Raw genomic sequence first — 26081 nt, forward strand, 5'->3', positions numbered from 1 at the left:
CGGTGTGAAAGTAAAGCGAGCCGAACGTTCGAGAGAGTCAGCAGTCGATGTCGAGGGTATAGAGTCGCTTCCGGGCGTCCGAGAAGGAAAACCGGGAGTCGACGACGTTCTCCTCGTCGAGACGGTTCAGTGCGTACCGGACCGTCCGCGCGGGAAGGAGCGTCTCCTCTGCGATCTGTTGCTGGGTCATCGTGTCGTTGTACTCTAAGACCTTCGCGACCAGTTTGGCGCTCGGTGGGAGGTCACGGACGTCCTCCCAGGTCCCGCGATCGTCCGGATCGTCCGTTCCCTGTCGTAGGGGCTCTGAGGTACTCATCATGTATCCCTTCCGAATACGGGCTAATAATATTTTCTGTTCTATTTAATGCTTATGAGTTATACAGTCTGCGAACCCCTACCGACCCGAAGTCTCTTATGAACCAACCCCCAAAGCAACGATGATGACCGACACTGTGGACGACGTCGACCTCCCATACGACGAGGACGAGGCGTCCCAACAGGAGAAAATCCAGGCGCTCGAGGAACGCCTCGAAGTCCTCGAGGCGCAAAACGAGGAGATGCGTGACAAACTCCTCGACGCGAACGCCGAGAACAACAAGTACCAGCAGAAACTCGAGCGACTGACCCACGAGAACAAGAAGCTCAAGCAGTCCCCACTGTTCGTCGCTACCGTCCAGGAAGTCACGGACGAAGGCGTCATCATCAAACAGCACGGGAACAACCAGGAGGCCCTGACCGAGGTCACCGAGGAGATGCTCGAGGAACTCGAGCCCGACGACCGAGTGGCCGTCAACAACTCGCTATCTATCGTCAAGACGCTCTCCAGCGAGACCGACGTCCGCGCTCGCGTGATGGAAGTCACCGAGAGCCCCGACGTCAGCTACGAGGACATCGGTGGCCTCGAGGACCAGATGCAGGAGGTCCGCGAGACCGTCGAGATGCCCCTCGAGAAGCCGGAGATGTTCGACGACGTCGGAATCGACCCGCCGAGTGGCGTCTTGCTACACGGTCCGCCGGGGACCGGCAAGACGATGCTCGCGAAGGCCGTCGCCAACCAGACCGACGCGACCTTCATCAAGATGGCCGGCTCCGAACTCGTCCACAAGTTCATCGGCGAGGGGGCAAAGCTCGTCCGTGACCTCTTCGAGGTCGCCCGCGAGCACGAGCCAGCCGTCATCTTTATCGACGAAATCGACGCCATCGCCGCCAAGCGAACGGAGTCGAAGACCTCCGGCGACGCCGAGGTCCAGCGGACGATGATGCAACTCCTCTCGGAGATGGACGGGTTCGAGGAACGCGGCGAGATCCGAATTATCGCGGCGACCAACCGCTTCGACATGCTCGACCGCGCTATCCTCCGGCCCGGCCGCTTCGACCGCCTCATCGAGGTCCCCAAGCCCAACGAGGAAGGTCGCGAGATCATCTTCGACATTCACACCCGCGGCATGAACGTCGCCGACGAGGTCGACTTCGGCGAACTGGCCACGGAAGCCGAAGAAGCCTCCGGTGCCGACATCAAGGCCATCTGTACCGAGGCCGGGATGTTCGCCATCCGCGACGACCGCACCGAGATCAGGACCGAGGACTTCTACAACGCCTGGGACAAGGTTCAGGCCGACTCCGAGGACGTCGAGGACGTCTCGAAGACGTTCGCGTAACTCCTGTCGGGAGGTCGCTCTCGGTTCGGTTGCCGTTTCTACCGTTCTTCACGGAATTCAGTTACGACAGTGGCCGCCGGCGAGCGACTCGCTCGAGTGGCCGCGGGCAGCGCTACAGAAACGAGATAGCGACGCGAGACGCGGCGGTCACGCTGTTAAAGCGCGAGGAAAACGAGCCACGGGACGATAAACAGTGCGACCGTCAGCACGATCAGAATGAGGAGATAGCCCGTGATCGCTCCTGCGGCGGTGATCCAGGACGGATGCTTGAACTCGTTGAGATCGACTGCCATGGGAGTATCGTCCGCCGAGCGGCGTATAAACGTACCGGAACGATCAGTAACGGTCAATCGGTTCATCGTTTCGTCCCGTTGTTCGGACGAGCGGCTGTGATATGATGGCGTTCTCGAGCCGTCCCGACTACCCTACAGCGGTCGTAGTGAGGCGATGAGCCGCCGAATGGACGGTCGCGAGTACATACAGCTGTACTGTAACAAAGGTACAAGTCGGCGGTCGTGGTGCACGATTACGAGAGACATGATAATTACCAGAGGTGGCGAGAGTTCTCGCCAGTGGTCATTCGACGGGGGCATCGACCGAGCGAACGACGACGATTCGTCGAAGCGGAGACGCAATGTGAACGTGGGGCATCCATGACGAAAACACGTGCTCTCGCGATCGGTCTGGCGACACTCCTGTTGGTTTCTGTCCTGGCGACGGGTTTGACCACCGGGATGGCGAGCACGACGGCGACTGCAGACGAGCGGTCGGCGATCGATGGCGTCACCACGCTAGATGACGAGGCGTCCGCCAATAGCTCGTTTACCGCTTACGCACAGGAGGGAACGATCGTACTCGGTGGCGATCAGGACGATCCGATCCTCCTTCCGGAGAGCGACGAGGACGAGCCACAGCCCGAGAACGCACCCGAAGACGTCGAGTGGGAGGACGATTCGTTCGTTATCGACGCCGACCTCGATCTCGAGGACGGAACGTGGGAGGCAGACCCCGAAGACACCGATATCCCGTTGATCACCTCCTACAGGGTCAACGCGGATCGAGCCGAGGTCCAGATGAGCGCACCCGACGGGTTCCAGGGAACGATCGATCCCGACACCGGCGAGATGACGGCCGAAGCAGTCTTCGAGATCGAGGCCGCGGTCGTCGGGCCGCTCTTCGGTCTCGGCCCCGACTCGACCTGTGTGACCGAGACCGAACTCGAGATGACGACCGAGACCAGTGACGGTGGTCTCAGCGGCGAGTCGTTCGAGACCGGGCTGGAGGGTGAGACTGCCACCGCGACGCTCGTCGACGACACCTTCACCGTCCCCGGCTTCGATACCGTCGAGGGATCCGGAACCGTCTGTGACTCCGCGGCCGATACGTACGGTCTTCCGGCAGAAGAACCGGGTGACAACGAGTTCGAACTCGAACTCTGGTTCGACCTCTCGGACGACGAGTAGCCGCGATTACTCGAGTCCCGAGCTTCCGGGACCGGTACTCGTTTTTCCGTGCCGCCCGACGACCGTCGTATGGTAACCGCCGTGCTGTTCGACCTCGACGACACCCTCTATCCCTACCCACCGTGTAACCGGGCGGGAAAGGAGGCCGCGAGGAAAGCTGCTCGAGAGCGAGGCTACGAGTTCGACGCCGACGAGTTCGAGGAGTTCTACCAGACTGGCCGCCAGGAGGTGAAACGCCACCTCTCGGGCACCGCCGCCTCGCACGAACGACTGCTGTACTTCAAGTGTGCTCTCGAGGAACACACCGGCCGTCCCCAGCCAGCGGACGCGCTCGCGCTCGGTGACGCGTACTGGGACGGGTTTCTCGAGGCGATGGAGCCGTTCCCCGACGCCGTCGAGATGCTCGAGACGCTCCAGGATCGCGGCGTCGACGTCGCCATCGTGACGAACCTCACGACGCGGATCCAGCTCCGGAAACTCGAGCGACTGGGGATCGCCGACTCCCTCGACCTGCTGTTGACTTCCGAGGAAGTCGGCCGGGAGAAGCCCGACTCGGTCATGTTTACGCTTCCCCTGGCGCGACTCGACCGACGGCCCTCGGAGGCCGTCATGGTTGGAAATTCCGTCTCGTCGGATATCGTCGGTGCGAACGCGGTCGGACTCGAGACCGTACTGTTCAACGGCGGCGTCGACGACCCCGAGTCACTCGAGGGCCGCCGGGAGCCCGACCACAGGATAGATGCCCTGGCGGAGGTAACTGAACTGGTATGACCGAGTCGGATCTCCTTGCGTCGGAGCGTCGAGCTATCGTCGATCACGCGTCCGAACTGGCCGACCTCACTCCTGGCAGGACTGGAAATCTTAGCGTCCGCGGCGACGGCGACGAGTCCGACGCCTTCGCGATCACGCCAACCGGTGTCCCCTACGATGGTTTCGACGTAGCGGACGTTCCGGTGGTCGGAATCGACGCCGACGGCGAACAACTCGACGGCGAGATGGCTCCGAGTAGCGAAGTGCCGATGCATACGGCTATCTACCGGCGCGAGGACGTCGGCGCCATCGTTCACACCCACTCGCCGTGGGCGACCGCGCTGGCCGTCGCGGACGAACCGTTGCCGCCGATCCACTACATGATCGTCGCCGTCGGCAAGCGCGTCCCCGTCGCCGAGTACGCCCCCTATGGGACCGACGAACTCGCGGCGAACATCGTCGCCGCGATGGACGCGGCCGACTCGACCGCCGCACTCATCGAGAACCACGGCCTCGTCGTCACCGCGCCCGACCTCCCGACCGCGCTCGAGAACACCCACCACGTCGAGAGTCTCGCACGGCTCTATCTCGAGAGCCGATCCGCGGGGCTGGAACCACAGACGCTGTCGGACGAGCAACTCGAGGTCGTGCTCGAGAAGTTCGAGTCCTACGGGCAGTGATCAGAGATACGGCCGAAACAGGTCGTCCTCGTGCAGGTTCTCGGGAAGCGTCTCGAACCACTGTGCTGCGGTAATTTCGTCGGAATCGACGCCCAACTGGTCGACGTCAGGGATCGGTCCGTCGGCGCTGGCGGCAAACAGGACAAACTCCGCATGGAACTGGACGCCGGAATCGGCCTCGGAGACGTACGTCTGATCGAGAACGAGGATCGGTTCGTCGACCGTCGCCTCGAGCCCCGTCTCTTCGTACACTTCGCGTCGTGCGGCGTCGGCGGGCGTTTCGCTCGGCTCGACCGCACCGCCGGGTGCGATCCAGCCGTCCGACCAGCCGTTCTTGACGAGGGCGATCCGGCCGTCGGAGTCTCTGACGCGAGCAGCGGCCGTCAGCCCGGTTCCGTCAGTTGCCCACTCCCGGTACGACTCGACTCTGGTGGGCGGAACGTGGATCGTCTGAGTCTCCCGTGGCACGTCGGATGGAACGCCAGCGTCCATTCGTAACGCGTCGGTTTCGTTTCAACTGCTGATAAAGAACGTGAAAGACCCTCGAGTTGCGGACGACCGGTTCTACGTCGCCCCGGCCGCGTCGAACCCTTCTTCGAACCGGAAGTCGCCGTTTCGCTGGATCACGTCGCCGTCCACCTCGACGACTGACTCCTCGCCGACGTCGACGATCAGGTCCGCGTGGATCGCGCTCTCGTTGAACGGCTGGTCTTCAGGGACACACTCCTCCATCGCGTTCCCCAATGCGATGTGCAGCGTGTCACCCATCTTCTCGTCGAAGAGGACGTTGTTCGTCGCTCGCTCGATACCGCGGTTCATCCCGAATCCGAGTTCACCGACGCGTCGCGCACCGTCGTCGGTCTCCAGCATGGATTCAAGCGCCGCCTCGTTTCGGCTCGCCTCGTAGTCGACCACGACGCCGTCCTCGAACTCGAGGCGAACGTCTCGAATCTCGCGACTGTTCCGGAACAGGGGAACGTCGAACGCGATCTCGCCGTCGACGCTATCGGGAACGGGCGACGTTGCCACCTCTCCGCCCGGCATGTTCTCCTCGCCCGCGTCGTTGAGCGTTCCCATTCCCGAAATCGAGAGTCGAAGATCGGTCGTCTCGCCGGAGCGGATCCGGACTTCCTCGGCCGGCTCGAGGATCTCGACTAGCTGGCGCTGGCGTTCCCGCTGGGCTTCCCAGTCCCTGTCGATGGCGTCGTAGACGTAGTCCGCCCAGCCAGCGGTGCTCATCTCGGCCCGCTGTGCGCCGGCCGGCGCGGGATGTTGCGTGATGACCCACCTGGTCTCGAGTCGCTGCTCAAGGACGGGCTTGCGAGCGCGGCTGGCGGCGGCTTTCGTCTCGCCGTCCACGTCCGATCCCTCGGCCGCGTTCCGAGCTGCCTTGATGAGGATGACGACGTCCGTCTCGGCCATCGCCGCGAGGTCGTGATTGGCTGTTCGGTAGTCGTCCGGTTCGATCGTCCGGTCGTAGGCTCGCTTCGCTCTCCAGTTGAGCCACTCTGTTCGCGGGCGCGCGCCTCGAGCCCCGAGTTCCGCGTAGAGAGCGACGACGAGGTCTTCGGCGACGGTCGGTGCGCGAACGAGCACGTCGTCTTCGGGACCGACGTCGGTACAGTAGTCGACGAGAATCTCGGCGTGTCGTCTGATCCGTTCGTCCATACCCGTTGGATGGTCGACGTGTACAACTAGGTCGGCCAGACGCGGTGAAAGTGAAACTGAAACCAAATTCACTCCCCGTCTGTCCATCCGACTCGAGAACCCATTCCGGGTCGTTTTTACCGGGTGACTGGCTATAGACCCACAATGACGAGAATCGTCGTGGTGGACAACCACGGGCAGTTTACACACCTGGAGCAGCGCGCGCTTCGCGACCTCGGCGTCGACACGGAACTGATCGACAACGACACGCCGCCCGAAGACGTCGACGCCGACGGCGTCGTCCTCTCCGGCGGCCCGGACATGGACCGGATCGGCAAGTCGGCCGACTACCTCGAGGCCGACGTACCCGTACTCGGGATCTGTCTCGGCATGCAACTGATCGCGGCGGAACTGGGCGGTCGCGTCGGCGGCGGCGAGTACGGCGGCTACGCCGACGTGACCGTCGACGTCGTCGACGACGACGATCCCCTGACGGGCTCTCTGCACCCCGAAACTCGAGTCTGGGCGAGCCACGCCGACGAGGTCAAGGAACTCCCGGATGGATTCGAACTGACCGCAAAAAGCGACGTCTGTGACGTCGAAGCGATGAGCGACACCGATCGGGACCTCTACGGCGTCCAGTGGCACCCCGAGGTCGCCCACACCGAGGAGGGCGACGAAATCTTCGAGAACTTCCTCGAAATCTGCGAGTCTGCCTGACACGGACCGCTGTACGTCACTTTCGGCGTGACCGCGACTCGTTCGACGGTCGCCCCGATGAATACACCGTTCCATACGAATTCGAACGATCTCTCACTTCGTGTTTCTCTGTCTCTCGTTTGAACGAAATTACACAGTGGTCTACTCCCGGCATATGGCCTCTACGCGTGGTCGGCGTTACCGGTGGCGGCTGCAATCGCAGCCGGAATCGCCGTCGCCAGTTCTTCGATCTCGCGGTATCGGAGTCGCGTTCGCTCGAGATCGACAGTCCATTCGTCCGCCGCATCGTCGTTGATCGCGTCGAGATGGCGGCCGAGTCGTCGTTCCTGTCGATCGAGTCGTTTTACGAGCGTCGCACACAGGTGGCGAACGAGCGGATCGTCACCGTCTGTGCGGATACGGTCGTCGAACGCGACGGCGGCACGATTTTTGGCATCGCGAACGTCCGCACCCGTCGTGTCGAACTCGGGGATGGAAGCGTCAAAATGTTGCGTGGCTGGTGCATCCTCGAATTCCGAATGAATCAGTGCATACGCATGGTGTTCTACCTTTCGACGCACTGCGAGTGCGAGCAACTCCTTCTCGTACGCATCGTCTGGTCCGTCGTGGACCGCGATGTACTCTCGAAGCGAAATCTCGGACGCGTGAGAGCGCACCTCGTCTGCACCGTCCTCGATATCGAACTCGACTTGCTCGATAACCGTGTCCGTGCGCTCCTCGAGCCGTTCGTACGCGTCCTCGAGTTCCTGCTCGAATGAGTGGGCGGTCGTGTTCTCTCGTGCGGTTTCCTCGAGCGAGTCGCGCAACCGGTCGGCATCGGCGAGACGGGCGCGTGCACTGGCTGCACGGGCGGCCGAATACTGTGGTTCGACGGTGTCGATGGTCCCTTCACCGTGAACGTATCGCTCACCCATCCGAATAGAGCCGCGGGCGTTGTCCAGCCATTCGTCTAGTTCCCCGTACGCAGTAGCGGCCCACGAGAGACTGGATGCAACGTACGACAGGTCGTCGAGGGCCGTCTCGTACTCGTCGCGCAATGCCTCGAGGTCAGTGATGATGTCATCTCGGTCGCGATCACCGCGCTGGAGATCTGCTAGGGCAACTGCCTGCTCTGCACCGCCCAGTGCAGTTCGGAGGTCGCCGAGAACCTCGAGTCGTTCCGCCGCCGAGAGTTCCTCGAACGTCCTTCGTTGTTCCTCGAGGTCCTCGAGCGTTGCCTTCGCTCGCTCGAACCGTCGGCCGGAGTTCGCCATGTATTCCTCGTCGTCGGCCTCGACTTCCTCGTCTGGCCACCGCTCTCGAGCGGCGTCCACGCGCTCGGCGAGGTCGTCGAGCGCGTCGGTGAGATGAGATTCTGTTGGACGGAGATATGAGGGGTGCGAGACGGTGGGATACTCGATCTCCTGTGCCGCGTGCAACGCGTCGCGATCAGGCCACCGTCGCAGGCGACGTCGCTGGTGATATCCCCCGAGTCCAATTACGACCAGTCCGCTTCCGAACCAGGCGAGGACACTCCGTCGGTTCATTGCAAAATACGGTCGGCTGGGCGGCAATAATCGTTGGGAATACGACTGGTTACGCGATTTACTGGTTGAGTATTCAACAACACCTCTTTCTCTCCTGCAGTCTACTACCGGTAACACCGGTGTTAGGTACTATCGCCAGTGTTGTGGGAGCTATATGTAGTTCGCCAGCGAAGCTAGTAACGTGATGCAACCAGTTACTGCTACCGTCTCGAGCCACGTATCGCTCACGACCGACGACACCCCGGAGGAGGTGGTCTGAATGGCGACCAGCGTCCTCGTCACCGGCGCGACCGGCAATCAGGGCGGTGCCGTCGTCGACCACTTGCTCGAGTCCGACGCCGAGTTCGATGTCTACGGACTCACCCGCGACGCCTCGAGCGAGACGGCCGAGGAACTGTCGGATCGCGGCGTGACGATGGTCGAGGGCGACCTGAACGAGAAGGAAACGCTCGCACCCCACGTCGCAGAGGTCGACGCGGTCTTCGCCGTCACCAACTTCTGGACGCAGGGCTACGATCAGCAGGTAAAGCAGGGCAAGAACATAGCGGAGGTCGCGAGTGAGGAGGGCGTCGACCAGTTCGTCCTCAGCGGCGTCGGCAGCCACTGGGAAGACACTGGCGTCCCCCACTTCGACTCGGCCTGGGAGATCGAACAGCACGCCCAGGAACTCGACCTGCCGCTGACGACGCTTGGGCCGGTCTTCTTCTTCCAGAACCTCGAAGCGTTCGCGGAGGACGTCGTCGAGGACGGACAGATCGCGCTCCCGCTCGAGGAGGGCGTCTCGCTCCAGATGATCGACACGCGAAACGTCGGTCGTGCTGCCGCGGTCGCACTCGCGAACCCCGACGAGTTCGTCGGCGAGCGCATCGAAATCGCGGGCGACGAGTTGACGCTGTCCGAGACTGCCGACGTGCTCTCGGAAGTCACGGGCCAGAACGTCGACCCCGTCCACGTCCCCATCGAGGACGCCTACGACTCCTTCGGCGAGGAGTTCACCGTCATGTGCGAGTGGTTCAACGAGGTCGGCTACAGCGCGGATCTCGAGGGACTCGAGGACCGATTTGGCTTCGAGTTCACGGACCTCGAGACCTATCTGCACGACCACGGCTGGGAAGAGAAGGAGGGCATGGCCTCCGTCCCTGGCTGGGTCAAAGCCCTGTAGCGGCCCGATCACCGCCACCGTCTTGGTCGTGCGCCGATATTCGGTAGGTGATGACGACCGACACAGTCGGCCGGTTCGAACGCTCGCTCGAGGATCTCGAGGTCACGAGCGAGGTCGTGCCGGCCACGGACGCAGGCGATCGTATCGCCGCGGCGGTCGAGGACCCAGCAGTCGGTACCGTTCTGCCGTTCGAGGGCGTTTCGCTGCCCGAGACTGTCACGGCGGAGCCGACATCCGAAGAGCTCGAGAACGCTGCGACCGGCGTGACGCCGGCGGCGTTCGCCATCGCCGAACACGGAACGGTCGCGATCACCTCGAGCGAACGGGGCGACGAACCGATCAGTCTCTACCCGGACCGACACGTCGCGGTCGTCGCCGAGAGCGACGTCGTCGACGACCTCGGGAACGGGTTCGGTCGACTGCTCGAGGGGTTTTCCGACGGGCAGGATAGCGTCGTCTTCGCGACCGGCCGGAGCGCGACCGCGGACATGGGCGGGCTGGTCCACGGCGTCCACGGCCCCGGCGAGGTACACGTGATCGTCCTGGAGGACCGCTGACCATGGCGAGCGAACCGTCCCGCACCGAGACCGCCGAACGGCTGCGTCACCTGCTCGAGACCGAGGGCGAGTCCATTCGGCCGCGCGCGAGCCAGAAGAACGCCCGCAGGGAGGGCGTCTACGAGGAGTTCGAGGAACTCGAGGAGCTACGAACCGAGGCGAGAGTGATCAAGGAGGACGCGATCGATCGCCTCCCCGAACTGATCGAGACGGTCCGCGAGGCCGTCGAGGAAAACGGCGGCACGGTCTACGTCGCGGACGACGCTGCGGACGCGAACGCGTACATCGCCGACGTCGTTGACAACCGGTCAGACGACGACGCCGACCGGCCGTCGGTCGTCAAGTCGAAGTCGATGACCACCGAGGAGATCGATCTCAACGACGCCCTCGAGCGGCGGGGTATCGACGCCTACGAGACGGATCTCGGGGAGTGGGTGATTCAGGTCGCCGACGACTCGCCCTCGCACATCGTCGGTCCCGCGATGCACCTCGGCCGGGATCAGATCGCCGAACTGCTTAGCGAGGAGTTCGACCCCGACGCCGAGTTCGAGACCGCCGAGGATCTCACCAGATTCGCCCGTGACTACCTCGGCGAGCGCATCCGCGAGGCCGACGTCGGAGTCACCGGCGCGAACTTCGTCGCCGCCGAGAGCGGGACGATCACGCTGATCACGAACGAGGGAAACGCCCGAAAGTGTGCGGTCACGCCCGACACCCACGTCGCCGTCGCCGGGATCGAGAAACTGATTCCCTCGATGGACGACCTCGAGCCGTTCGTGAACCTGATCGCCAAGAGCGCGACGGGACAGCCGATCTCCCAGTACGTGACGATGCTCTCGCCGCCGACCGACTCGCCGACGATCGAGTTCGACGGCTCCGCGGCCGAGGAGCCGATCACGGACGGCGAGTCGGACCGCGAGTTCCACCTCGTCTTGCTCGACAACGGTCGGACGGCGATGCGCGAGGACGACCAGCTCCGGGAGACGCTGTACTGCATCCGCTGTGGTGCCTGCTCGAACTCCTGTGTGAACTTCCAGTCGGTCGGGGGCCACGGCTTCGGCGGCGAGACGTATTCGGGCGGCATCGCGACCGGCTGGGAGGCCGGCGTCCACGGCCAGGACTCCGCGGCCGAGTTCAACGACCTCTGTACGGGATGTACGCGCTGCGTGAACGCCTGCCCGGTCAAGATCGACATCCCGTGGATCAACACCGCCGTCCGCGACCGGGTCAACCGCGGCAAAGATCCCGAGGCCTACGACTTCCTCGTCGACGGGCTCACACCCGACGAAGAGTCGGGCGGACTCCCCCTCGACAAGCGCTTCTTCGGGAACATCGGCACGGTCGCGAAACTCGCGAGCGCGACCGCACCGCTCTCGAACTGGATCGCCAGCGCCGACCCCGTCCGGGCGCTGCTCGAACGAACCATCGGGATCGACCGCCGTCGCGACCTGCCGGCGTTCCAGCGTCGATCGCTCGTCGACTGGTTCGAGGCCCGCGGCGGCGTCGATGCCTCTCGACGGCGCGCTCGAACGTCGGCTGTCGCGTTCGAGCGCGAGGCCGTTCTCTACCCCGACATCTACACGAACTACGTCGACGTCGACCGTGGTAAGGCGGCCGTCCGGACGCTCGAGGCACTCGGCGTTCCAGTCTCGGTCCCGTCCCTCCCGGAAAGCGGCCGCGCCGCGCTCTCGCAGGGGATGATCGCGACCGCGGATCGTCAGGCCAGTAAGGTCTACGCCGAACTCGCCGAGGACGTCGACGCCGGTCGCGACGTGGTCGTCGTCGAACCCTCTGATTTGGCGGCCTTCAAACGAGAGTACGAACGGCTGCTCCCCGAGGCGTCGTTCGAACGCCTCAGTTCGAACAGCTACGAGATCTGCGAGTACGTCTACGGTCTCCTCGAGAACGGCGCCGACGCCGACGCGCTCTCGACCGGCGACGGTGACGAACCGATCGGCTACCACTCCCACTGCCAGCAGCGCACGCTCGACCTGGAAGCACCGACGGTAGCGGTGCTCGAGCAGTGTGGCTACGCCCCCGAAACCACGATCGGCGAGTGCTGTGGCATGGCCGGATCGTTCGGCTACAAACGCGACTACTACGACGTCAGTATGGACGCCGGGAAACACCTGGCTGAAGAACTCGAGGACAGCGACCGGGTCGTCGCCTCCGGTACGTCCTGTAGCGACCAGCTCGAGACGCTTCTCGAGCGGCCGGTTCCGCATCCGATCGAGTTGCTGGCGCCGGACAGCTAATCGGCTCGCCCGTCCGAGATTTGCTCGGCTCGTGCCCGTAACTCCTCGAGGACCCGCGGCGGGCCGCGACACTCGATCGTCACCCCACCGTCGTAGTCGACGGTTTCGACGGTCGTCCGATCGTACGCCCGCGAGACGAGCGTCATCGCCTCGTCACAGTTGGGAACCTGGAGTTCGGCCGTATCGGTCGGTAACCGTTCCATGACGGTCTTCCGAAGGCGTTCGAGGTTCGTCCACTCGAGCACGCTCACCGGAATCGGATCGGCGGCCGCCGCCGGCAGTCGTTCCTCGGCGATCTCCAGTCGACGCCCTCGAGCGTCCTCGGAGAGGCAGTCGATCTTGTTCAGCGCCGGAACGATCCGCTCGTCCTCGACGCCCTGGGACGCGAGCACCTCGAACGAGACGTCGAGACGCTCGCGAAACTGCGATTCGGGATCGCTCGCGTCGACCACGAGCACGACGACGTCGGCCGCCCCCGCCTCCGACAGCGTCGCGCTGAACGACTCGACGACGTCGTGTGGCAGGTCGTCGACGAACCCGACCGTATCGGTCACGAGCAGCGGTCGGCCGTCGATCGTTGCCCGGCGGGTCGTCGTCTCGAGGGTCTCGAACAGCCGATCCCTGACGGCTGCAGTGGCGTCCTTCTCGGTACTGGCGTCGCCTGATTCCGCGCGCGAGTCGGCGTCAGAAAGCGACATCTCGTCCGCAATCCGGTGCAGCAGCGTCGACTTCCCGGCGTTCGTGTAGCCGGCGAGTGTGACGAGGTCGAACCCCTCCTCGCGGCGGCGTTCCCGGAACTGCTCCGCCGGTTCGGGCAGTTCATCGAGTTTTCGCTCGAGTCGATCGATCCGGTCGCGGACGTCGTAGACCGGCGATCCCTTCTCGGTCATCTCGTTGAGCATCCCCTCGTCGGCCGACTCGATCAGGCGCGGCAGGTCGTACCGGAGTCCTGCGAGCTCGACCTGTAGCTTCGCGCGCCTCGAGCCTGCGCCCGCCTCGAATATCTCGAGGACGAGTCGGTGGCGGTCGAGGACCGCCGTATCGTCGGGCATCGACGACTCGAGGGTGCGGTGCTGACCCGGCGTGAGTTCGTCGTCGACGACGATGCGGTGGGCGTCGGTGTCGGCGACGGTATTGGCGAGTTCGTCGACTTTTCCGCGGCCGAAGTAGCTGCCCGCATCCTCGCGGCCGGCCTGGGTTACGGCGGCGACGACCTCGTCGCCCGCCGCCCGGACGAGTGCTTCTATCTCGTCGGTCTCGACGGGGGTGGCCTTCGATCGGTTCGCGACGACTGTTCGTTTCGGTGCGTTATGCGTTCGTGACATTGGCTGTCTGGTGGCGTCATGGCTGTCGTAACAATGCTGGTCCGGCGGCTATCGCCGGAGAACTCGCGGTTCTCCCGTGCGTTCACGCCGCTACTCGCGACCGAACGCGACGGATCGGGAGCACCGAACTACTGAAAAACGGTCTCCATAGTCCTCGAATACCGATTCGAGGAACCGATACTTATCAGTTGTGGGCCATATCGAACTGTAGAATGGTGACGATGGCGTCGACGGCGGACGAAACGCTTACTCCCCGAACAGTTCGTCGACCGCCTCACGCGCCGCGAGTGCGGCGTCGTCCGCGACCTGCTCCGGGTCGGGACCGTCCTCCTCGTCGGGCGCGTTCAGGTAGACGTCGACCTCGAGGACGCCGTCCTCGAAGATAGCCGTGACGTCGTAATCGCGAACGTCGGACTGTCTGTACTGCGAGAAGATCAGTCCTTCCGCAGCTTCCGAGGCCGTCTGGACGACGGTCTCGTCGGACGGGTCGTCGCCATCGGCGTCAGTCGCCATGGTTACGCGCCGCCAGCGCCCGGCCCGCCCGGACCTGCGGGGCCGCCCATGCCGCCTGCGCCGCCGAGCAGTTCTTCGAGGTCTTCCTGCAGGTCCTCGAACTGATCCTGCACGCGCTCTTCCTGTTTCTCGAGGGTCTCGAGGCGGAGTTCGAGCGAGTCGACCTTCTCTTCGAGGTCGTCCTCGGCCTCGTCGTATTCGGTTTCGACGAGAAGCTCGCCGACCTGCCGGTACATCGTCGTGCTGTCGTCGATGTTCTCGAGTTCGTCGAGGGCGTTCTCGGCGTCGGTGAGGTTCGATTCAGTTTCCTGTTTCTGGACGGCGACCTCCTGGGCGGTCTCCTGGAGGTCCTGAAGCTGTTCGATCTTTTCCTGTGCTTCCGGCGGCAGGTTTCCTTGCATATCTCGACCGATGCCTTCCGGACTGATAAAGCCAAGCTTTGTCTTCGACCCCGACCGCTCGAGCGCAGCGAACTGACCCCTACGTCGTCGTGCAAACGACTCGAGACATGGCAATCCTTTTCCCCGGCCGTCAAGAAGCCGAGGGTATGACGGACGAAAACAACGGCTCCGAGGAGAACGGCGAGGAAAGCGAAGAGAAGTCCTTCCGGGAGCGGGTCGAGGAGATCCGCGAGAAACGCGCCGAGGAGGGCGAAGGTGAAGGCGAACCGCCCGAGAGTCCGTTCGGCGGCGGTGGCGGCCCCGGCGGTATGGGCGGTGGCAACCCGTTCGCCCAGATGATGGGCGGCATGATGGGCGGCGGCCCCGGCGGTCCCGGCGGCCGACCCGGTGGCGACGAGAGCAACGAGGAACTGGTCCGTGAGGTCCGCCAGCTCCGCGACGAGATGCGCGACCAGACCCGCGCGATCAAGCGTATCGCCGACGCACTCGAGGACGAGTAACGTCCACGCCTCGTCGTCTGATCACTTTTCGCCGTCGTTTTCCGCTGTAGTGGCGACGCCGACGGCCGAGTCGGTTCGATACTTGCTCGAGTAGCACGGGCCGACGACCGATTCCCCGACGACGGTTCCGCGACCGAACGCGTTCCCCCCGACTCCGTCGGAACTTCTTTCCTCGAAGTTCGTGGGCCCACTCGTCTCCGATTCACCGCCTTGTCTCCTCGTCACACGAAAGAACATGTTCGGAGAAGGGAATACCGGCGTGGCGGAGCGAATCCTATTCATGAACCTGCCTGTGACTTCCGCCGAACACACCCGAGAGCAGTCCGAATGGGTCGATCTTCGGACTGTCCTCCTTCTCGGCCCGTCCGCTCGTGGATCGGAGACGGCGACTCGCATCCCACGCTCGAGTCCACCGAGACCATGATTCGGTCGATCGATACGGCCGACGCAACGCTCGCTTCCCACCGACGGCACAGCCGTCACTTACCTGTTCACCCATGACATCCACCACTACCCGAACTCGGTTCACGTCCCTCCTGATAGCGACGACGATCGCAACGTACGTCCTCATCGTCCTCGGCACGGCGGTGTCGACCACTGGCAGTGCAGATACCTGTGCGACCTGGCCGAGTTGTTCGACCGAGTGGGCCATCGGACCGATAACCAGCGACGGGCTCCTCTTCTGGGGTCACCGCGCCGTCGCCCTCGTCACCGGACTCCTCCTCGCGGGGGCGGCCTACACCGCCTCGAAAATCGACCTCGATCGAGCGACACGGGCGGGGCTCGCGTTCGCTTGCGTCCTCTTTCCCGTCCAGGTCGGCGTCGGAGCCGCCCTCGTCGTTCGCGAGTCGGCGCTCGTCGGCGCAGCGCACCTCCTGCTCGCGATGGTGATCTTCGGTGGCCTGCTCGTCGCGCTCGTGCGCACGCTCGAGATTCATTCCGAGTCGACGGCCGGAACGCCCGCGAGTACCGTCGACGCGAGATCGATCGAGCCGGCGCCGGACGACTCGTCCGATCCCGACCCGGTCGCGGCCACAGACGGCGGAGGCGAGAACGCGTCCTCGAGCGGCCGACTGGCAGAACTCCGCAAAACCGTCGGTGCCTACGTCACCCTCACCAAACCGAAGCTGATGTGGCTGCTGTGTCTCGTCGCGCTCGCGGGGATGGGACTCGCGACGCTTACCGGGGCGACGCTCGAGCCGGCTGTCGTCGCAGCGACGCTGCTCGGTGGTGTTCTCGCGATCGGTGCCAGCGGGACGTTCAACCACGTCCACGAACGCGACCGCGACCGAAAGATGCAGCGGACGTCCGATCGGCCGCTCGTTCACGATCGCGTTCCGGTGGCGAACGCGATCTGTTTCGGCGTGGTACTCACCGTCACGTCCGCGCTCGTGATGCTCGTCTGGGTGAACCTCCTTGCGACGCTGCTCACGCTCGCGGCAATCGGCTACTACGTCGTCCTCTATACGGTGCTGTTGAAACCCAATACGGCGTGGAACACCGTTCTCGGCGGTGGCGCCGGTGCACTGCCGGCGCTGATCGGCTGGGTCGCGGTCACTGGCAGCGTGGATCTCCCGGCGCTGGTCCTCGCAGCGGTGATCTTCCTGTGGACGCCCGCACACTTCTACAGTCTCGCGATCGCTTACCGTGAGGACTACGCGAAGGGTGGGTTCCCGATGTTCCCCGTCGTCGCGGGCGATCTGGTCGCTCGGCGTCACATCATGCTGTATCTTGGTGCGACGCTTCTGGCCGTGAGCCTGCTTGGATGGATCGCGGGACTCGGCTGGCTCTACGCGTTGACTTCGATCGCGCTCGGGACAGTCTTCCTGCGTTCGGTCGTCCGACAGTACCACGACCCGACGAAGGAAGTCGCCCTTCGCTCGTTTTACGTCTCGAACTACTATCTGGGAGCGATCCTGATCGCGATTATCGTCGAGACGTTGCTACTCGCGTGACTTCTTCCCCTGCTGAAGCCGTGGGCTTTCGTCCTGTTCTTTCTGTAACCGATCCTGCCGGCCCGAGATTGACATTTGATGGGTTTTTTAGTACCTGTTTTCGTCGTGTGTCCACGATGCCTTCACATGTCCATGCAGAGTTTTGCGTCCAGAAGCCCATTTGAGGCCCGATACTGTGGGGGTGGCAGGAGCATATAAAGGACTGCCCGAACATCTACCTTTGTTTACTCTTGTCCGGGAGCCTGGTCTGTATTTGAATAAACGTGGGTTTCTATTTCCGGGTGTAGACCATGAGCCCGACCGATCACAACAAACGACGACGACGGTTCCTGCAAACGGTGGGCGTGGCTGGTGCAGCCGCTCTCGCCGGTTGTTTCGGAGACAGTGGCACAGACGCCGACGATTCGGGAAGCAACGGTAACAGTAACAGCAACGGTAACGTCGAACTGCCGCCGCCGGAAGAGCCAGAGGTCGATACGATCGCTGCCGATCCGACGGACGTTCCGGATCCGGTCGACTGGGATTCGCCGCGGACTCACGAGATCCGGATCCAGACCGAAGAGTACGTCGCCGAAATCGAGCCGGGTGTCACGACTCGGTTCATGACCTTCGAGGGACAGGTCCCCGGTCCGATGTACCGAGTGCGGGTCGGCGACACTGTCCGCCTGACGTTCGACGTCCCCGAAGACCTGAACCGGGACGTTCACAACATCGACTTCCACGCGGTGTACGGACCCGGTGGGGGTGCCGTCGACACGACGATCGCTCCCGGCGAAGGCGAAGAAACGATCGAATTCCAGGCGACGTACCCCGGTGCACACATCTACCACTGTGCGCCCGGTAACCACGACCAGCACATCAGTCTCGGCATGTTCGGGACGATCCTGGTCGAACCCGAAGACGGACTCCCCGAAGTCGATCGGGAGTTCTACATCGGCCAGCACGAGCTGTACCTCGAGGGCGAGACCGGACAGGAAGGTCACCACGCCTTCGACTTCGACGAGGCCGCCTCGGAGGACCCGACGTACGTCCTCTTCAACGGCGAGGTCGGCCGGTTCACCGAGGACGGTGCGGCTGGCCCGCTGCACGCCGAGGTCGGCGAGACGGTCCGGGTGTTCTGGTGTAACGGTGGGCCGAACCTGACCAGCGGTCCACACCCGATCGGCAACGTCTGGACCGAGTGGTACCGCGACGGTGACGTCCTCTCCGACCCCGCCCAGTACGTCGAAGGGACGGCACAGGCGGCCGGTACCACGGCCTTCGGGACGATGGACATGGAAGTCCCCGGCCCGATCTTCCTGGTCGACCACGCACTCAGCCGAGTCAACCGGAAGGGGCTGATGGCGACGATCAACGTCGAAGGCGAAGAAGACCCCGACATCTACAACCCCGATCCGTAGTACTGCCCCAGCCGATTGAATCGCCGGCGAGACCCGAGCGAAAACCGTTCCATTACCATTTCCCCATTCATGAACGACCTCACACGGAGAAACGCGATCAAACTGGGCGCAGCCAGTGGCATCGCTGCAATCGCCGGCTGTCTGTCGGATCGCTTCGGGGATACCGGGACGTCCGGGGACGGAGACGGAACCATCGGCAATCCAGCCGACGAAGTCGTGGTCGACGTCGTCTCGACGCCCAATCCCGCGTTCGAATCACGACTCGTTCACGTCAATCCGGGAGGAACTGTCACGTGGGACGTCAAGGGTCACCGTCACACCGTCACTGCGTATCATCCCGATACGTACGGCCCACAGCGAATCCCCGACGGCGCGGAGCCGTGGGGAAGTGGAACCCTCAGCGGAAACCGCGACTTCGAGTGGACGTTCGAACAGGAGGGGATCTACGACTACACCGACACCCGGACTCTCTGTGCCACCCACGAATCCCTCGGTGCGGTCGGCCGCGTCGTCGTCGGCTGGCCGGACCTCGAGGGACAACCGGCTACCGAACACGACGACCTGGAACTGCCCGGTCGAGCCTCGACGGTCATCCAGGAGATCGACAACGAAATGCGCGCGGTACTGACCGAAGAGTAGCGCAGTCTCGGCATCGTCGCAGGGTCGTCGTACTCGTTTTCGTCCGTCGTTCTTCACCTATACAGTACGAATTCGTACGGGGATCGTCGTCATTTCGTCCGAACGCCGTGAACCGACTCTCCGTTCGGGTTTCGCCGCCAGTCCGTTCGAGATTCGAACCAGTACTTAAGTGCCGCACAGCAGATGTTCGGGTGGGTTCCTGCCCCTCGAGAACCACGATCGCTCTTTAGCCGATGGTATGGCTATCTCTACGTAGAGACCATGAACTCCTTCGATCGACTCGGCCGACGGACGTATCTGGCTGCGACCGGGTCGGCAGTGGTGGGACTCACTGCCGGCTGTACGGACCTGGTATCGGACCAGCAGTACGACCGGGTCGTCCTTGAGCCACCCGAAAACTACGACGCCCTTCGCGACTCGCGGGACCGCGGTGAGCTTCCGCACCCGATATACGGCGACGAACTGCCGGACGTGAGCGCGCCGTGTACGATCCGCGACGAGGAGATCGCGACGGGCGATTTCGAGGGTGAACGCCACTCGCTATACACGTTCATCTTCGCACGCTGTCACGGCGCGTGTCCGGCGCTGACGTCGTCGCTCAGACACGTGCAGGCTGATTCCGCCGACAACGACTACGCCGACGACGTCGCGCTGGTACACGTCACCTTCGACCCCGAACACGACACGCCAGAGGTGCTCGAGGAGTACGGCCACGACCACGGCGTGAACTACGACCTGAACAACTGGTACGACCTCCGACCGGAGAGCGAAGCGGCGGCCCAGGAGTACGTCATGGACGAGTTCGGGTGCTTCTACATGCGAAACGAGGATTTCGAAGCGGACGACGGCCACGGCGACGGCCACGAGAACGATCACGACGACGACGGCCACGATGAACACGACGACCACGACGACGAACCACCCGAACCCGACGAACTCGACGACGAGAGCGAGATGGAGATGGCGTTCCAGCACGAGTCGATGATCGTCCTGGCCAACGCCGACGGCTACGTCGAACGCACCTACACCGGTGACGGACTCCCATCGTACAGTGACCTCATAGACGACGTTCGAACGGTCGCCGAGGAGTGGTAACCATGCGTCGCAGAGAGGTACTGGTCGGTGCGGCCGCAGCAGCCGTTGCAGGCGCCGGTGCAGCCGTAACGCTCGGCGACTGGGATCCTCTCGAGGACGGCGACGGCGTTCCGGAGTTCGAACTCGAGGGGATCGATGCACCAGGAAGCAACGCGGGAACGGTCGTCGTCCCGGAGCGAGGGACGGTGACGTTCCTCGAGGTGTTCACGACCCCGTGTGGCGTCTGTTCGGACATGATGGCGCCGCTGGGGGAGGTGTACGACGACGTCGGCGACGAGGTGCAGTTCGTCTCGGTGACGAACGAACCGCTCGGTCGGACGACGACCGCCGACGACGTCGCCGACTGGTGGGCAGACCACGACGGCCGCTGGCAGGTCGCCCACGACGACGACCTCGAGTTTACCAGGGAACTCGATGCGACGGGAACGCCGTACAGCCTCGTGTTAAACGAGGAAAACGCCGTCATCTGGTCGGACAGGGGATTCAAGACCGCAGACGAACTTCGCGAACAGATCGAAACCGCTCTCGGAAGTGAGTGACCGTGCCTCTGGGTGAACTGGTCGGAATGGTCCTGTTCGCACTCGGGTCGGGAGTGGCAACCTTCTTCGCGCCGTGTTCGTACGCGTTGCTTCCCGGCTACGTCGGCTACTACGTCGCGGCGACCGGTCAGGAACGGGCACCGCTGGGTGGTGCTGCCGTTCGTGGTGGTGCCGCTGCTATCGGCGCACTCGCCGTCTTCGTGGTACTTTCGGTACTTGCGGTCGTCGCGGGCGAGGTACTCGAGCGAACGCTTCCGGTTCTCGAGGTCGGCGTCGGCGTCGCACTCGTCGTCCTCGGTGCGTGGATCCTGTACGCCGGCAGCGGTGCGGTACACGTAATGTTGCCCGAACGTCGAGCGACGGTCTCTGGCTTCACGGTCTTCGGCGGGATGTACGCGCTCGCGGCGACTGCCTGCGTGTTGCCGCTGTTCCTGGCGGTCGCGTTCCAGTCGCTGACGCTCTCGACGACGGAGACGGCGCTGGTACTTGGTTCGTACGCCGGCGGGTTCGCGGTGCTCATGCTGTCGGTTACGGTTGCGATCGCGGTCGGACACAACCTGGGCGCTGGTCGCATCGCCCCTCGGTCGGACTGGCTGATCAAGCTCGCAGGTGGCGTGATCGTGCTCGCCGGATTCGGGCAACTCTACGTGGCGCTCTGATCGATTCGCGAGCGTTTTCCCGGTCCCGTGGCAGGGGCCGTGCAGTGGTCGGCCACTCGAGCCCACCGAATAGCCACTACTATAATATATTATTTTTGATTCCAGATACGGTTCCCATGTACTGCATTTCTGTCCGAATATGTACGGCAACGTTACCATAGACCCCCGGTTACAATCGTCGGATGGAGAAGTGCTATGACCACGTCACACAGGGACGACGAGATACCGTTCATGCAACGGTTGTACAATAGAATATGGCTCCTGGCTGCGGCAGCGTTGCTGTTTTTCGCGCTGTCGTACGTCGTATGGGGGCTGATCGACATTTACACGGTTCCAGCGGGGTAATCCATGACGTCACCAATCAAACCGCCGGAAGGAAACTGGTGGGATCAACCCGTCAACAGACGTGAAACGATCTGGCTCGGCCTCTGTACCGGGTGGGCGTTCGTCCTCTTCGGCTGGATGAGCGCGTTCACCCGGGTCGGTGACCAGAACCCGATCGGGGAATCCTACAAGGTCGAAAGCGAGGAGTATCGCGAGAAAGTGCAGGCCTACATCGAGGAGGCCGAAGAGACCGACGACGGAATCGTCCCACCTGGGGACGACGTCTACATCGGCGCGTACTCCTTCAGCTGGGACGGACTCCCGGTCGTGCTCGAGGCCGGCCGCGAGTACAACATCCACCTCGGCTCCTACGACGTCCAGCACGGCTTCTCGATTCGGCCGGAGGAGACGCTGAGCCAGCAGATCAACCTGCAGATGCTCCCGGGCTACGAGTGGATCGTTCCCATGGAGTTCGAGGAGCCGGGGACCTACCGCGTGCTCTGTAACGAGTTCTGTGGAAACGGCCACGAAACGATGCACGGGAGACTGATCGTGGAGGAACCAGAATGACGCACAAGTACGACGTGCTGGGGCTGTTCGACAACGAGTACGACGAGGACGGGTTCCGGACCTGTTCGGTGACCGGCCTCGACGTCCATCGGTCGGTCGAGAACCACGTGAAGGCGTTCGGCCTCACGGCGATCGTCTTCATGATCGTCGGCGGGTTCTTCGCGATTACCGTCGCGTTGACCCGCTGGGAGACGATCGGTCTGCTCGACGCGTCCGACTACTACATCCACCTCAGCATGCACGCCTGGAGCATGCTGCTTTTCTGGATCGTCTTCATGGAGGTGGCGATCCTCTACGTCGGTGGTCCGATGGTACTGGGCCGTCGGTTGCCGCTGACTGCAGTGGCGAAAGCCGGTTACGCACTCATGCTCGCCGGCGCCGTAGCGGTGTACTACTCCATCTGGACGACCTCCGCACCCGACCAGGCGCCGCTGCTGACGGCGTACGTGCCGCTCCCGTCGTCACCGGCGTTCTACGCGAGCGCGCTCTTGTTCGTCATCGGCGTCGTCGTCGCGGCACTCCCGTTCTTCGTCTCTCTTTGGCGCGAGAAGCGCCAGAACCCGGGACAGACACTCCCGCTCGTGACGTTCGGGGCCTTTATCACCTCGATCATCGCTGTCGAGGCACTGCTCGGCGGGGCCGTCGCGTTCGGTAGCGCCCTGCTGTGGCGACTCGAGATCGTTACGACCCTCGACGCCGGCTGGTACCGGATGTGGTTCTGGATCATCGGCCACGGGACCCAGCAGATCAACCTCGTGGCGATGATCACCGTCTGGTACTTCCTGACCCACGTCGTGGGTGGTGCCGAGGTCGTCAGCGAGAAGGTCTCGCGGACGGCGTTTATCCTCTATCTCTTCTTCATCAACATGGGTGCGGCCCACCACCTGCTGGTCGACCCAGGTATCTCGACCGGCTGGCGGATCTGGAACACCTCGTATGCGTTCTACGGGGCGACGCTGGCCAGCCTGATTCACGCCTTCGCTATCCCGGCGGGGATCGAGGCCGGTCGCCGCAAGCGCGGGAAAGGCGGTGGTCTCTTCGGCTGGCTCACCTCTGCACCGTGGAAGAATCCGGTGTTCGCCGCACCCGTGCTCGCGATCATCCTCTTCGGATTCCTCGGCGGCATCACGGGCGTGCTCATGGGTCAGCTCCAGCTCAACATGAGCTGGCACAACACGTTCGCGACCGTCGGTCACTTCCACAGCACCGTCGTGCTCGGCACGACGATCACGTTCATGGGCCTGGTCTACTTCGTGATCCGGACCATGTTCATGCGGAAGTTCATCTCCTCGAAACTGGCCTCTGCCCAGCCGTTCCTCTACGGCGGCGCGATGGGGCTGACGGCGCTGATGATGATGTACGTCGGCATCCTCTACGGCGTCCCACGACGGACGCCCGAGGTCGTCGAGAACATCCCTGGCACCGAGTTCAGCCTCCAGGCTGCTGCGCCACTGTTCAACGTGTTCGGGGTCGTTGCCCTGATCGCGATCCTCGGCGGCGCGCTGTTCGTTGCGCTGGCCGTCCTCTCCGTGCTGTTCGGTGAGCGGATCGAGCCGGGCGACAACCAGGATCTCGTCGCCGACGGCGGACTGGCGATGGCCGAAGATCCCGAAGACCCAGTTCACGCCTACGAGATGCGTGGCTCGTTCGTTCTCTGTCTGATCTTCTTCGCCGCGTTCGTCATCACCTACGTGCTGAACTGGTATCTGCTCACGCAGCTGTGGTCGATCGGCGCCTGACTCGGCGCTGACCTTCTTTCTTCTGTGCCTGACCGAACGGATTCCCGAGAACTACCAACCCGATTCGACCCGTACACACTCACAAGACGATATGTCCGACTCCACGTCACCAAACACGAACGGATCGCCCGCCGCGTCGACGGTATCCTACCCGCGACGCCTCCTCAGACAGGCCTGGCGAGATACACTGAGCATCTACTACGCCAACACACCGATCTGGCGCGTCCTCAAAAGCGGCGGGCTCCTGGTGTTCGGCCTCTTTTGCTGGTCCGCGGCGAGCCTGCTTCTGTCCTACGTCCCGGAGTGGACGTTCCTCCACTACGTGATGGCCTACGGCTTCGTCCTGATCTTCTGGGGGCCACTCACGCACTTCGTGATCGTCCCGCTCGCGATCCGTCTCCGACGGACTGCAGAACACCCCGTCGCGCGAACGTTCGCGCGACAGGCGTCCAAGATCAACCTCTCGACGTTCCTCCTAATCGTCCTCGTGCTCGGGACGGCACCCATCTCACCCATGATGCTGGACTTCGGCGCGCCGTTGAGCGACGACTCGAGCCCCGACGTCGATACGGACCTCGTCTGCTCGGAAGGAGAGGAGGTCATCACGTGTCACCTGACCGATCCAGCGGGTGTCGATCACGCCGTGGTGACGTCCGGTGAGAACGAACTGAAAGTCGTCGACGATCCCGAAAGCGAGTTCGAGATACGGATCGACGACCTCGAGGAGGTCAGGGACTGGAAGGAGTTCAACGTCGAACTGAAAGACGAAAATGGCGATCGCCTCGGCGTCATCCGAGAGATCGTTCACTGATACGGATTGCTGTAACGGTTTACCGGTGTAACCGCGATCCGGGCGGCGGTTGCACCGGAAATGAATTACAGGAAACCGTATGACTGCAGTCACGTTCTGCCGTCCTGTTTTCCAGGCCGATTTCGACGGCGGCTACGCATCCGATTCGGCCCGACCGTACACGCCGTCGTCGATCGAAACCTGGCCGTAGACGACGTACACCCACACTGCGATGAGTGCGACGCCGACCACGACGCGGGCGAACTGTGATCCGAACGCAGTGAGCATTGACGGGTCGGTCGCGGTCTCGACGACGACGATCGACGGGAGCGTGAGTCCTCCGAGCAGCGTCGCCTGCTGCACACTGTAGGTCACGATCCCGCCGAAGTGGACTCCGATCGGCAGCGCCAACTGGCCGGTGAGGACGTAGCCGGCCGCGAAGTAGATCCCTGCGATCGCGCTGGTAATCACGAGCGCAGCCCCGCCCCCGAGAACGTGGAAGAGCCCGAAAAGCGGGAGACTGACCGCGACTGCCGCGCCAACGGCCGGAACGACGCCGAACGAACGCTCCCGAAGCCCCTCCGCGGCGTTCGTGATGACGATGCCGCGGAAGAGCACCTCCTCGAGTACGTTGTTCGCCAGGACGAAGCCCACCAGCACGGCGAGTACGACGGCGGTCACCGCGGCGGAGTCGACCCCCACGCCGGTCAGTTCGACCTCGGCGGTCATCTGGCCTGCACCGACCGAGAACGCGATCATACTGCCGGAAGCGACGAGACCGATCGCCACACCCCCACCGAAGTCCCGCCACCACGCCCGCGAGAACTCGAGGCCGTATCTCGTGATCGGCCGTCGATCGAGCCGGGACGCCACCAGGAGCGCGGCCGTCGTCGCGACGCCGATCACGACGATAATCGCGACACTACCCGCTATCCCTTCCTGTACGTCTACGGCTCCGTTCGGACTCGGTTCGCCACCTGCTCCGACGAACTGCTGGACGGCGAGAAGTCCGAGCACGTACACCGTGATGGCGACGACCAGCGGAACGAGTACGCGCCACGTGGCACGCAGCCGGGTGTCGCCGCCGTACAGGACTCGGTCGACGATTCCTCCTCGAGAATCGTCGTCTACTGTCGGTTCGTGCATCGAGTACACTCGTCAAACGAGGTACAAAAAACGAGGGGACAGGTTTCCACAATGGAGCAATCCCTTCC

The 26081-nt window shown here is 63.4% G+C and carries 28 protein-coding genes; 19 read left to right on the forward strand and 9 right to left on the reverse strand.

What is annotated here, in order from left to right; translation table 11 throughout:
* Positions 1-37 precede the first annotated feature (37 nt).
* Positions 38-316, reverse strand: a complete 279-nt coding sequence (locus BLR35_RS03955) for a MarR family transcriptional regulator (protein WP_090379650.1) — start codon at positions 314-316, stop codon at positions 38-40.
* Positions 317-440: 124 nt separating this feature from the next.
* On the opposite strand from BLR35_RS03955, the gene pan1 reads away from it, so the two are divergent.
* Entirely contained in the window at positions 441-1658 is a 1218-nt protein-coding gene (gene pan1, locus BLR35_RS03960) for a proteasome-activating nucleotidase Pan1 (protein ID WP_090377684.1), read from the forward strand.
* 155 nt (positions 1659-1813) lie between these two features.
* On the opposite strand, the gene BLR35_RS20520 is transcribed toward pan1, so the two are convergent.
* Positions 1814-1951: a hypothetical protein gene (locus tag BLR35_RS20520; protein ID WP_170830958.1), complete on the reverse strand. Its 138-nt coding sequence runs from the start codon at positions 1949-1951 to the stop codon at positions 1814-1816.
* Positions 1952-2311: 360 nt separating this feature from the next.
* Between BLR35_RS20520 and BLR35_RS03965 the strand changes: the two genes are divergently transcribed.
* The 3 genes from BLR35_RS03965 to BLR35_RS03975 all read left to right on the forward strand — a co-directional run bounded on the left by BLR35_RS03965 (position 2312) and on the right by BLR35_RS03975 (position 4551).
* A complete protein-coding gene (locus tag BLR35_RS03965; RefSeq protein ID WP_090377687.1) occupies positions 2312-3121 on the forward strand; it encodes a cell surface glycoprotein in 810 nt (269 codons plus the stop codon).
* A 69-nt stretch (positions 3122-3190) separates the two neighbouring features.
* On the forward strand, positions 3191-3892 hold the full coding sequence (locus BLR35_RS03970) for an HAD family hydrolase (RefSeq protein ID WP_090377689.1): 702 nt from the start codon (positions 3191-3193) through the stop codon (positions 3890-3892).
* Positions 3889-4551, forward strand: a complete 663-nt coding sequence (locus BLR35_RS03975; RefSeq protein ID WP_090377692.1) for a class II aldolase/adducin family protein — start codon at positions 3889-3891, stop codon at positions 4549-4551. Before BLR35_RS03970 ends, BLR35_RS03975 begins: the two co-directional genes overlap by 4 nt.
* On the opposite strand, the gene BLR35_RS03980 is transcribed toward BLR35_RS03975, so the two are convergent.
* On the reverse strand, positions 4552-5043 hold the full coding sequence (locus tag BLR35_RS03980; protein ID WP_090377695.1) for an NUDIX hydrolase: 492 nt from the start codon (positions 5041-5043) through the stop codon (positions 4552-4554).
* Positions 5044-5115: 72 nt separating this feature from the next.
* Complete coding sequence (locus tag BLR35_RS03985) at positions 5116-6219, reverse strand: aminopeptidase (RefSeq protein ID WP_090377698.1); 1104 nt, start codon at positions 6217-6219, stop codon at positions 5116-5118.
* Between the two features lie 144 nt (positions 6220-6363).
* On the opposite strand from BLR35_RS03985, the gene BLR35_RS03990 reads away from it, so the two are divergent.
* Entirely contained in the window at positions 6364-6918 is a 555-nt protein-coding gene (locus BLR35_RS03990) for a GMP synthase subunit A (RefSeq protein ID WP_090377700.1), read from the forward strand.
* Between the two features lie 161 nt (positions 6919-7079).
* Here the strand turns inward: BLR35_RS03990 and BLR35_RS03995 are convergent, their stop codons facing one another.
* Positions 7080-8444: a hypothetical protein gene (locus BLR35_RS03995; RefSeq protein WP_090377703.1), complete on the reverse strand. Its 1365-nt coding sequence runs from the start codon at positions 8442-8444 to the stop codon at positions 7080-7082.
* Between the two features lie 259 nt (positions 8445-8703).
* On the opposite strand from BLR35_RS03995, the gene BLR35_RS04000 reads away from it, so the two are divergent.
* The 3 genes from BLR35_RS04000 to BLR35_RS04010 are packed head-to-tail and all read left to right on the forward strand — an operon-like array spanning position 8704 to position 12418.
* Positions 8704-9606, forward strand: a complete 903-nt coding sequence (locus BLR35_RS04000) for an NmrA/HSCARG family protein (protein WP_090377706.1) — start codon at positions 8704-8706, stop codon at positions 9604-9606.
* A gap of 50 nt (positions 9607-9656) precedes the next feature.
* Entirely contained in the window at positions 9657-10163 is a 507-nt protein-coding gene (locus BLR35_RS04005; RefSeq protein WP_090377709.1) for an LUD domain-containing protein, read from the forward strand.
* 2 nt (positions 10164-10165) lie between these two features.
* Entirely contained in the window at positions 10166-12418 is a 2253-nt protein-coding gene (locus BLR35_RS04010) for an LUD domain-containing protein (RefSeq protein WP_090377711.1), read from the forward strand.
* Here the strand turns inward: BLR35_RS04010 and hflX are convergent.
* The 3 genes from hflX to BLR35_RS04025 all read right to left on the reverse strand — a co-directional run bounded on the left by hflX (position 12415) and on the right by BLR35_RS04025 (position 14657).
* Positions 12415-13743 carry a GTPase HflX gene (hflX, locus tag BLR35_RS04015; RefSeq protein WP_090377713.1) on the reverse strand — a complete coding sequence of 443 codons (1329 nt, stop codon included), beginning with the start codon at positions 13741-13743 and terminating at the stop codon, positions 12415-12417. The genes BLR35_RS04010 and hflX overlap by 4 nt on opposite strands.
* A 246-nt stretch (positions 13744-13989) precedes the next feature.
* Positions 13990-14256 (reverse strand): DUF3194 domain-containing protein, encoded by a 267-nt coding sequence (locus BLR35_RS04020; protein WP_090377717.1) that lies wholly within the window; start codon positions 14254-14256, stop codon positions 13990-13992.
* A gap of 2 nt (positions 14257-14258) precedes the next feature.
* Complete coding sequence (locus BLR35_RS04025; RefSeq protein WP_090377720.1) at positions 14259-14657, reverse strand: prefoldin subunit beta; 399 nt, start codon at positions 14655-14657, stop codon at positions 14259-14261.
* A gap of 107 nt (positions 14658-14764) precedes the next feature.
* Between BLR35_RS04025 and BLR35_RS04030 the strand changes: the two genes are divergently transcribed.
* The 11 genes from BLR35_RS04030 (at position 14765) to BLR35_RS04080 (ending at position 24888) form a co-directional block, all read left to right on the forward strand.
* Positions 14765-15157 (forward strand): hypothetical protein, encoded by a 393-nt coding sequence (locus BLR35_RS04030; RefSeq protein WP_090377723.1) that lies wholly within the window; start codon positions 14765-14767, stop codon positions 15155-15157.
* Positions 15158-15654: 497 nt separating this feature from the next.
* Positions 15655-17112 carry a heme o synthase gene (locus BLR35_RS04040; protein ID WP_090377729.1) on the forward strand — a complete coding sequence of 486 codons (1458 nt, stop codon included), beginning with the start codon at positions 15655-15657 and terminating at the stop codon, positions 17110-17112.
* 290 nt (positions 17113-17402) lie between these two features.
* Positions 17403-18512 (forward strand): copper-containing nitrite reductase, encoded by a 1110-nt coding sequence (nirK, locus tag BLR35_RS04045; RefSeq protein ID WP_090377732.1) that lies wholly within the window; start codon positions 17403-17405, stop codon positions 18510-18512.
* Between the two features lie 69 nt (positions 18513-18581).
* Positions 18582-19151 (forward strand): cupredoxin domain-containing protein, encoded by a 570-nt coding sequence (locus tag BLR35_RS04050; protein ID WP_244510181.1) that lies wholly within the window; start codon positions 18582-18584, stop codon positions 19149-19151.
* A 261-nt stretch (positions 19152-19412) separates the two neighbouring features.
* Entirely contained in the window at positions 19413-20246 is an 834-nt protein-coding gene (locus BLR35_RS04055) for an SCO family protein (RefSeq protein WP_090377735.1), read from the forward strand.
* Positions 20247-20248: 2 nt separating this feature from the next.
* The gene (locus BLR35_RS04060) at positions 20249-20785 is read left to right on the forward strand and encodes a redoxin family protein (protein WP_090377738.1); all 537 of its coding nucleotides are present in this window, start codon (positions 20249-20251) and stop codon (positions 20783-20785) included.
* Positions 20786-20811: 26 nt separating this feature from the next.
* Positions 20812-21444: a cytochrome c biogenesis protein CcdA gene (locus BLR35_RS04065; RefSeq protein ID WP_244510182.1), complete on the forward strand. Its 633-nt coding sequence runs from the start codon at positions 20812-20814 to the stop codon at positions 21442-21444.
* 195 nt (positions 21445-21639) lie between these two features.
* Positions 21640-21789: a hypothetical protein gene (locus tag BLR35_RS20525; RefSeq protein ID WP_170830927.1), complete on the forward strand. Its 150-nt coding sequence runs from the start codon at positions 21640-21642 to the stop codon at positions 21787-21789.
* Positions 21790-21792: 3 nt separating this feature from the next.
* Positions 21793-22338: a cupredoxin domain-containing protein gene (locus BLR35_RS04070; RefSeq protein ID WP_090377740.1), complete on the forward strand. Its 546-nt coding sequence runs from the start codon at positions 21793-21795 to the stop codon at positions 22336-22338.
* Positions 22335-24077, forward strand: a complete 1743-nt coding sequence (locus BLR35_RS04075; RefSeq protein WP_090377742.1) for a cytochrome c oxidase subunit I — start codon at positions 22335-22337, stop codon at positions 24075-24077. Before BLR35_RS04070 ends, BLR35_RS04075 begins: the two co-directional genes overlap by 4 nt.
* A gap of 91 nt (positions 24078-24168) precedes the next feature.
* Positions 24169-24888, forward strand: a complete 720-nt coding sequence (locus BLR35_RS04080) for a hypothetical protein (protein ID WP_090377745.1) — start codon at positions 24169-24171, stop codon at positions 24886-24888.
* A gap of 132 nt (positions 24889-25020) precedes the next feature.
* Here the strand turns inward: BLR35_RS04080 and BLR35_RS04085 are convergent, their stop codons facing one another.
* Positions 25021-26013, reverse strand: coding sequence for a CPBP family intramembrane glutamic endopeptidase (locus BLR35_RS04085; RefSeq protein WP_090377748.1), 993 nt, complete (start codon positions 26011-26013; stop codon positions 25021-25023).
* Positions 26014-26081 lie beyond the last annotated feature (68 nt).

It is taken from the genome of Natronobacterium texcoconense (assembly GCF_900104065.1).
GTDB classification, from domain to species: domain Archaea; phylum Halobacteriota; class Halobacteria; order Halobacteriales; family Natrialbaceae; genus Natronobacterium; species Natronobacterium texcoconense.

Bases quoted from the DNA above. Each gene is read 5' to 3' on its own strand.
- BLR35_RS03955 (WP_090379650.1), bottom strand. From the start codon at position 316: ATGAGTACCTCAGAGCCCCTACGACAGGGAACGGACGATCCGGACGAT.
- pan1 (WP_090377684.1), top strand. From the start codon at position 441: ATGACCGACACTGTGGACGACGTCGACCTCCCATACGACGAGGACGAG.
- BLR35_RS20520 (WP_170830958.1), bottom strand. From the start codon at position 1,951: ATGGCAGTCGATCTCAACGAGTTCAAGCATCCGTCCTGGATCACCGCC.
- BLR35_RS03965 (WP_090377687.1), top strand. From the start codon at position 2,312: ATGACGAAAACACGTGCTCTCGCGATCGGTCTGGCGACACTCCTGTTG.
- BLR35_RS03970 (WP_090377689.1), top strand. From the start codon at position 3,191: ATGGTAACCGCCGTGCTGTTCGACCTCGACGACACCCTCTATCCCTAC.
- BLR35_RS03975 (WP_090377692.1), top strand. From the start codon at position 3,889: ATGACCGAGTCGGATCTCCTTGCGTCGGAGCGTCGAGCTATCGTCGAT.
- BLR35_RS03980 (WP_090377695.1), bottom strand. From the start codon at position 5,043: ATGGACGCTGGCGTTCCATCCGACGTGCCACGGGAGACTCAGACGATC.
- BLR35_RS03985 (WP_090377698.1), bottom strand. From the start codon at position 6,219: ATGGACGAACGGATCAGACGACACGCCGAGATTCTCGTCGACTACTGT.
- BLR35_RS03990 (WP_090377700.1), top strand. From the start codon at position 6,364: ATGACGAGAATCGTCGTGGTGGACAACCACGGGCAGTTTACACACCTG.
- BLR35_RS03995 (WP_090377703.1), bottom strand. From the start codon at position 8,444: ATGAACCGACGGAGTGTCCTCGCCTGGTTCGGAAGCGGACTGGTCGTA.
- BLR35_RS04000 (WP_090377706.1), top strand. From the start codon at position 8,704: ATGGCGACCAGCGTCCTCGTCACCGGCGCGACCGGCAATCAGGGCGGT.
- BLR35_RS04005 (WP_090377709.1), top strand. From the start codon at position 9,657: ATGACGACCGACACAGTCGGCCGGTTCGAACGCTCGCTCGAGGATCTC.
- BLR35_RS04010 (WP_090377711.1), top strand. From the start codon at position 10,166: ATGGCGAGCGAACCGTCCCGCACCGAGACCGCCGAACGGCTGCGTCAC.
- hflX (WP_090377713.1), bottom strand. From the start codon at position 13,743: ATGTCACGAACGCATAACGCACCGAAACGAACAGTCGTCGCGAACCGA.
- BLR35_RS04020 (WP_090377717.1), bottom strand. From the start codon at position 14,256: ATGGCGACTGACGCCGATGGCGACGACCCGTCCGACGAGACCGTCGTC.
- BLR35_RS04025 (WP_090377720.1), bottom strand. From the start codon at position 14,657: ATGCAAGGAAACCTGCCGCCGGAAGCACAGGAAAAGATCGAACAGCTT.
- BLR35_RS04030 (WP_090377723.1), top strand. From the start codon at position 14,765: ATGGCAATCCTTTTCCCCGGCCGTCAAGAAGCCGAGGGTATGACGGAC.
- BLR35_RS04040 (WP_090377729.1), top strand. From the start codon at position 15,655: ATGACATCCACCACTACCCGAACTCGGTTCACGTCCCTCCTGATAGCG.
- nirK (WP_090377732.1), top strand. From the start codon at position 17,403: ATGAGCCCGACCGATCACAACAAACGACGACGACGGTTCCTGCAAACG.
- BLR35_RS04050 (WP_244510181.1), top strand. From the start codon at position 18,582: ATGAACGACCTCACACGGAGAAACGCGATCAAACTGGGCGCAGCCAGT.
- BLR35_RS04055 (WP_090377735.1), top strand. From the start codon at position 19,413: ATGAACTCCTTCGATCGACTCGGCCGACGGACGTATCTGGCTGCGACC.
- BLR35_RS04060 (WP_090377738.1), top strand. From the start codon at position 20,249: ATGCGTCGCAGAGAGGTACTGGTCGGTGCGGCCGCAGCAGCCGTTGCA.
- BLR35_RS04065 (WP_244510182.1), top strand. From the start codon at position 20,812: ATGGTCCTGTTCGCACTCGGGTCGGGAGTGGCAACCTTCTTCGCGCCG.
- BLR35_RS20525 (WP_170830927.1), top strand. From the start codon at position 21,640: ATGACCACGTCACACAGGGACGACGAGATACCGTTCATGCAACGGTTG.
- BLR35_RS04070 (WP_090377740.1), top strand. From the start codon at position 21,793: ATGACGTCACCAATCAAACCGCCGGAAGGAAACTGGTGGGATCAACCC.
- BLR35_RS04075 (WP_090377742.1), top strand. From the start codon at position 22,335: ATGACGCACAAGTACGACGTGCTGGGGCTGTTCGACAACGAGTACGAC.
- BLR35_RS04080 (WP_090377745.1), top strand. From the start codon at position 24,169: ATGTCCGACTCCACGTCACCAAACACGAACGGATCGCCCGCCGCGTCG.
- BLR35_RS04085 (WP_090377748.1), bottom strand. From the start codon at position 26,013: ATGCACGAACCGACAGTAGACGACGATTCTCGAGGAGGAATCGTCGAC.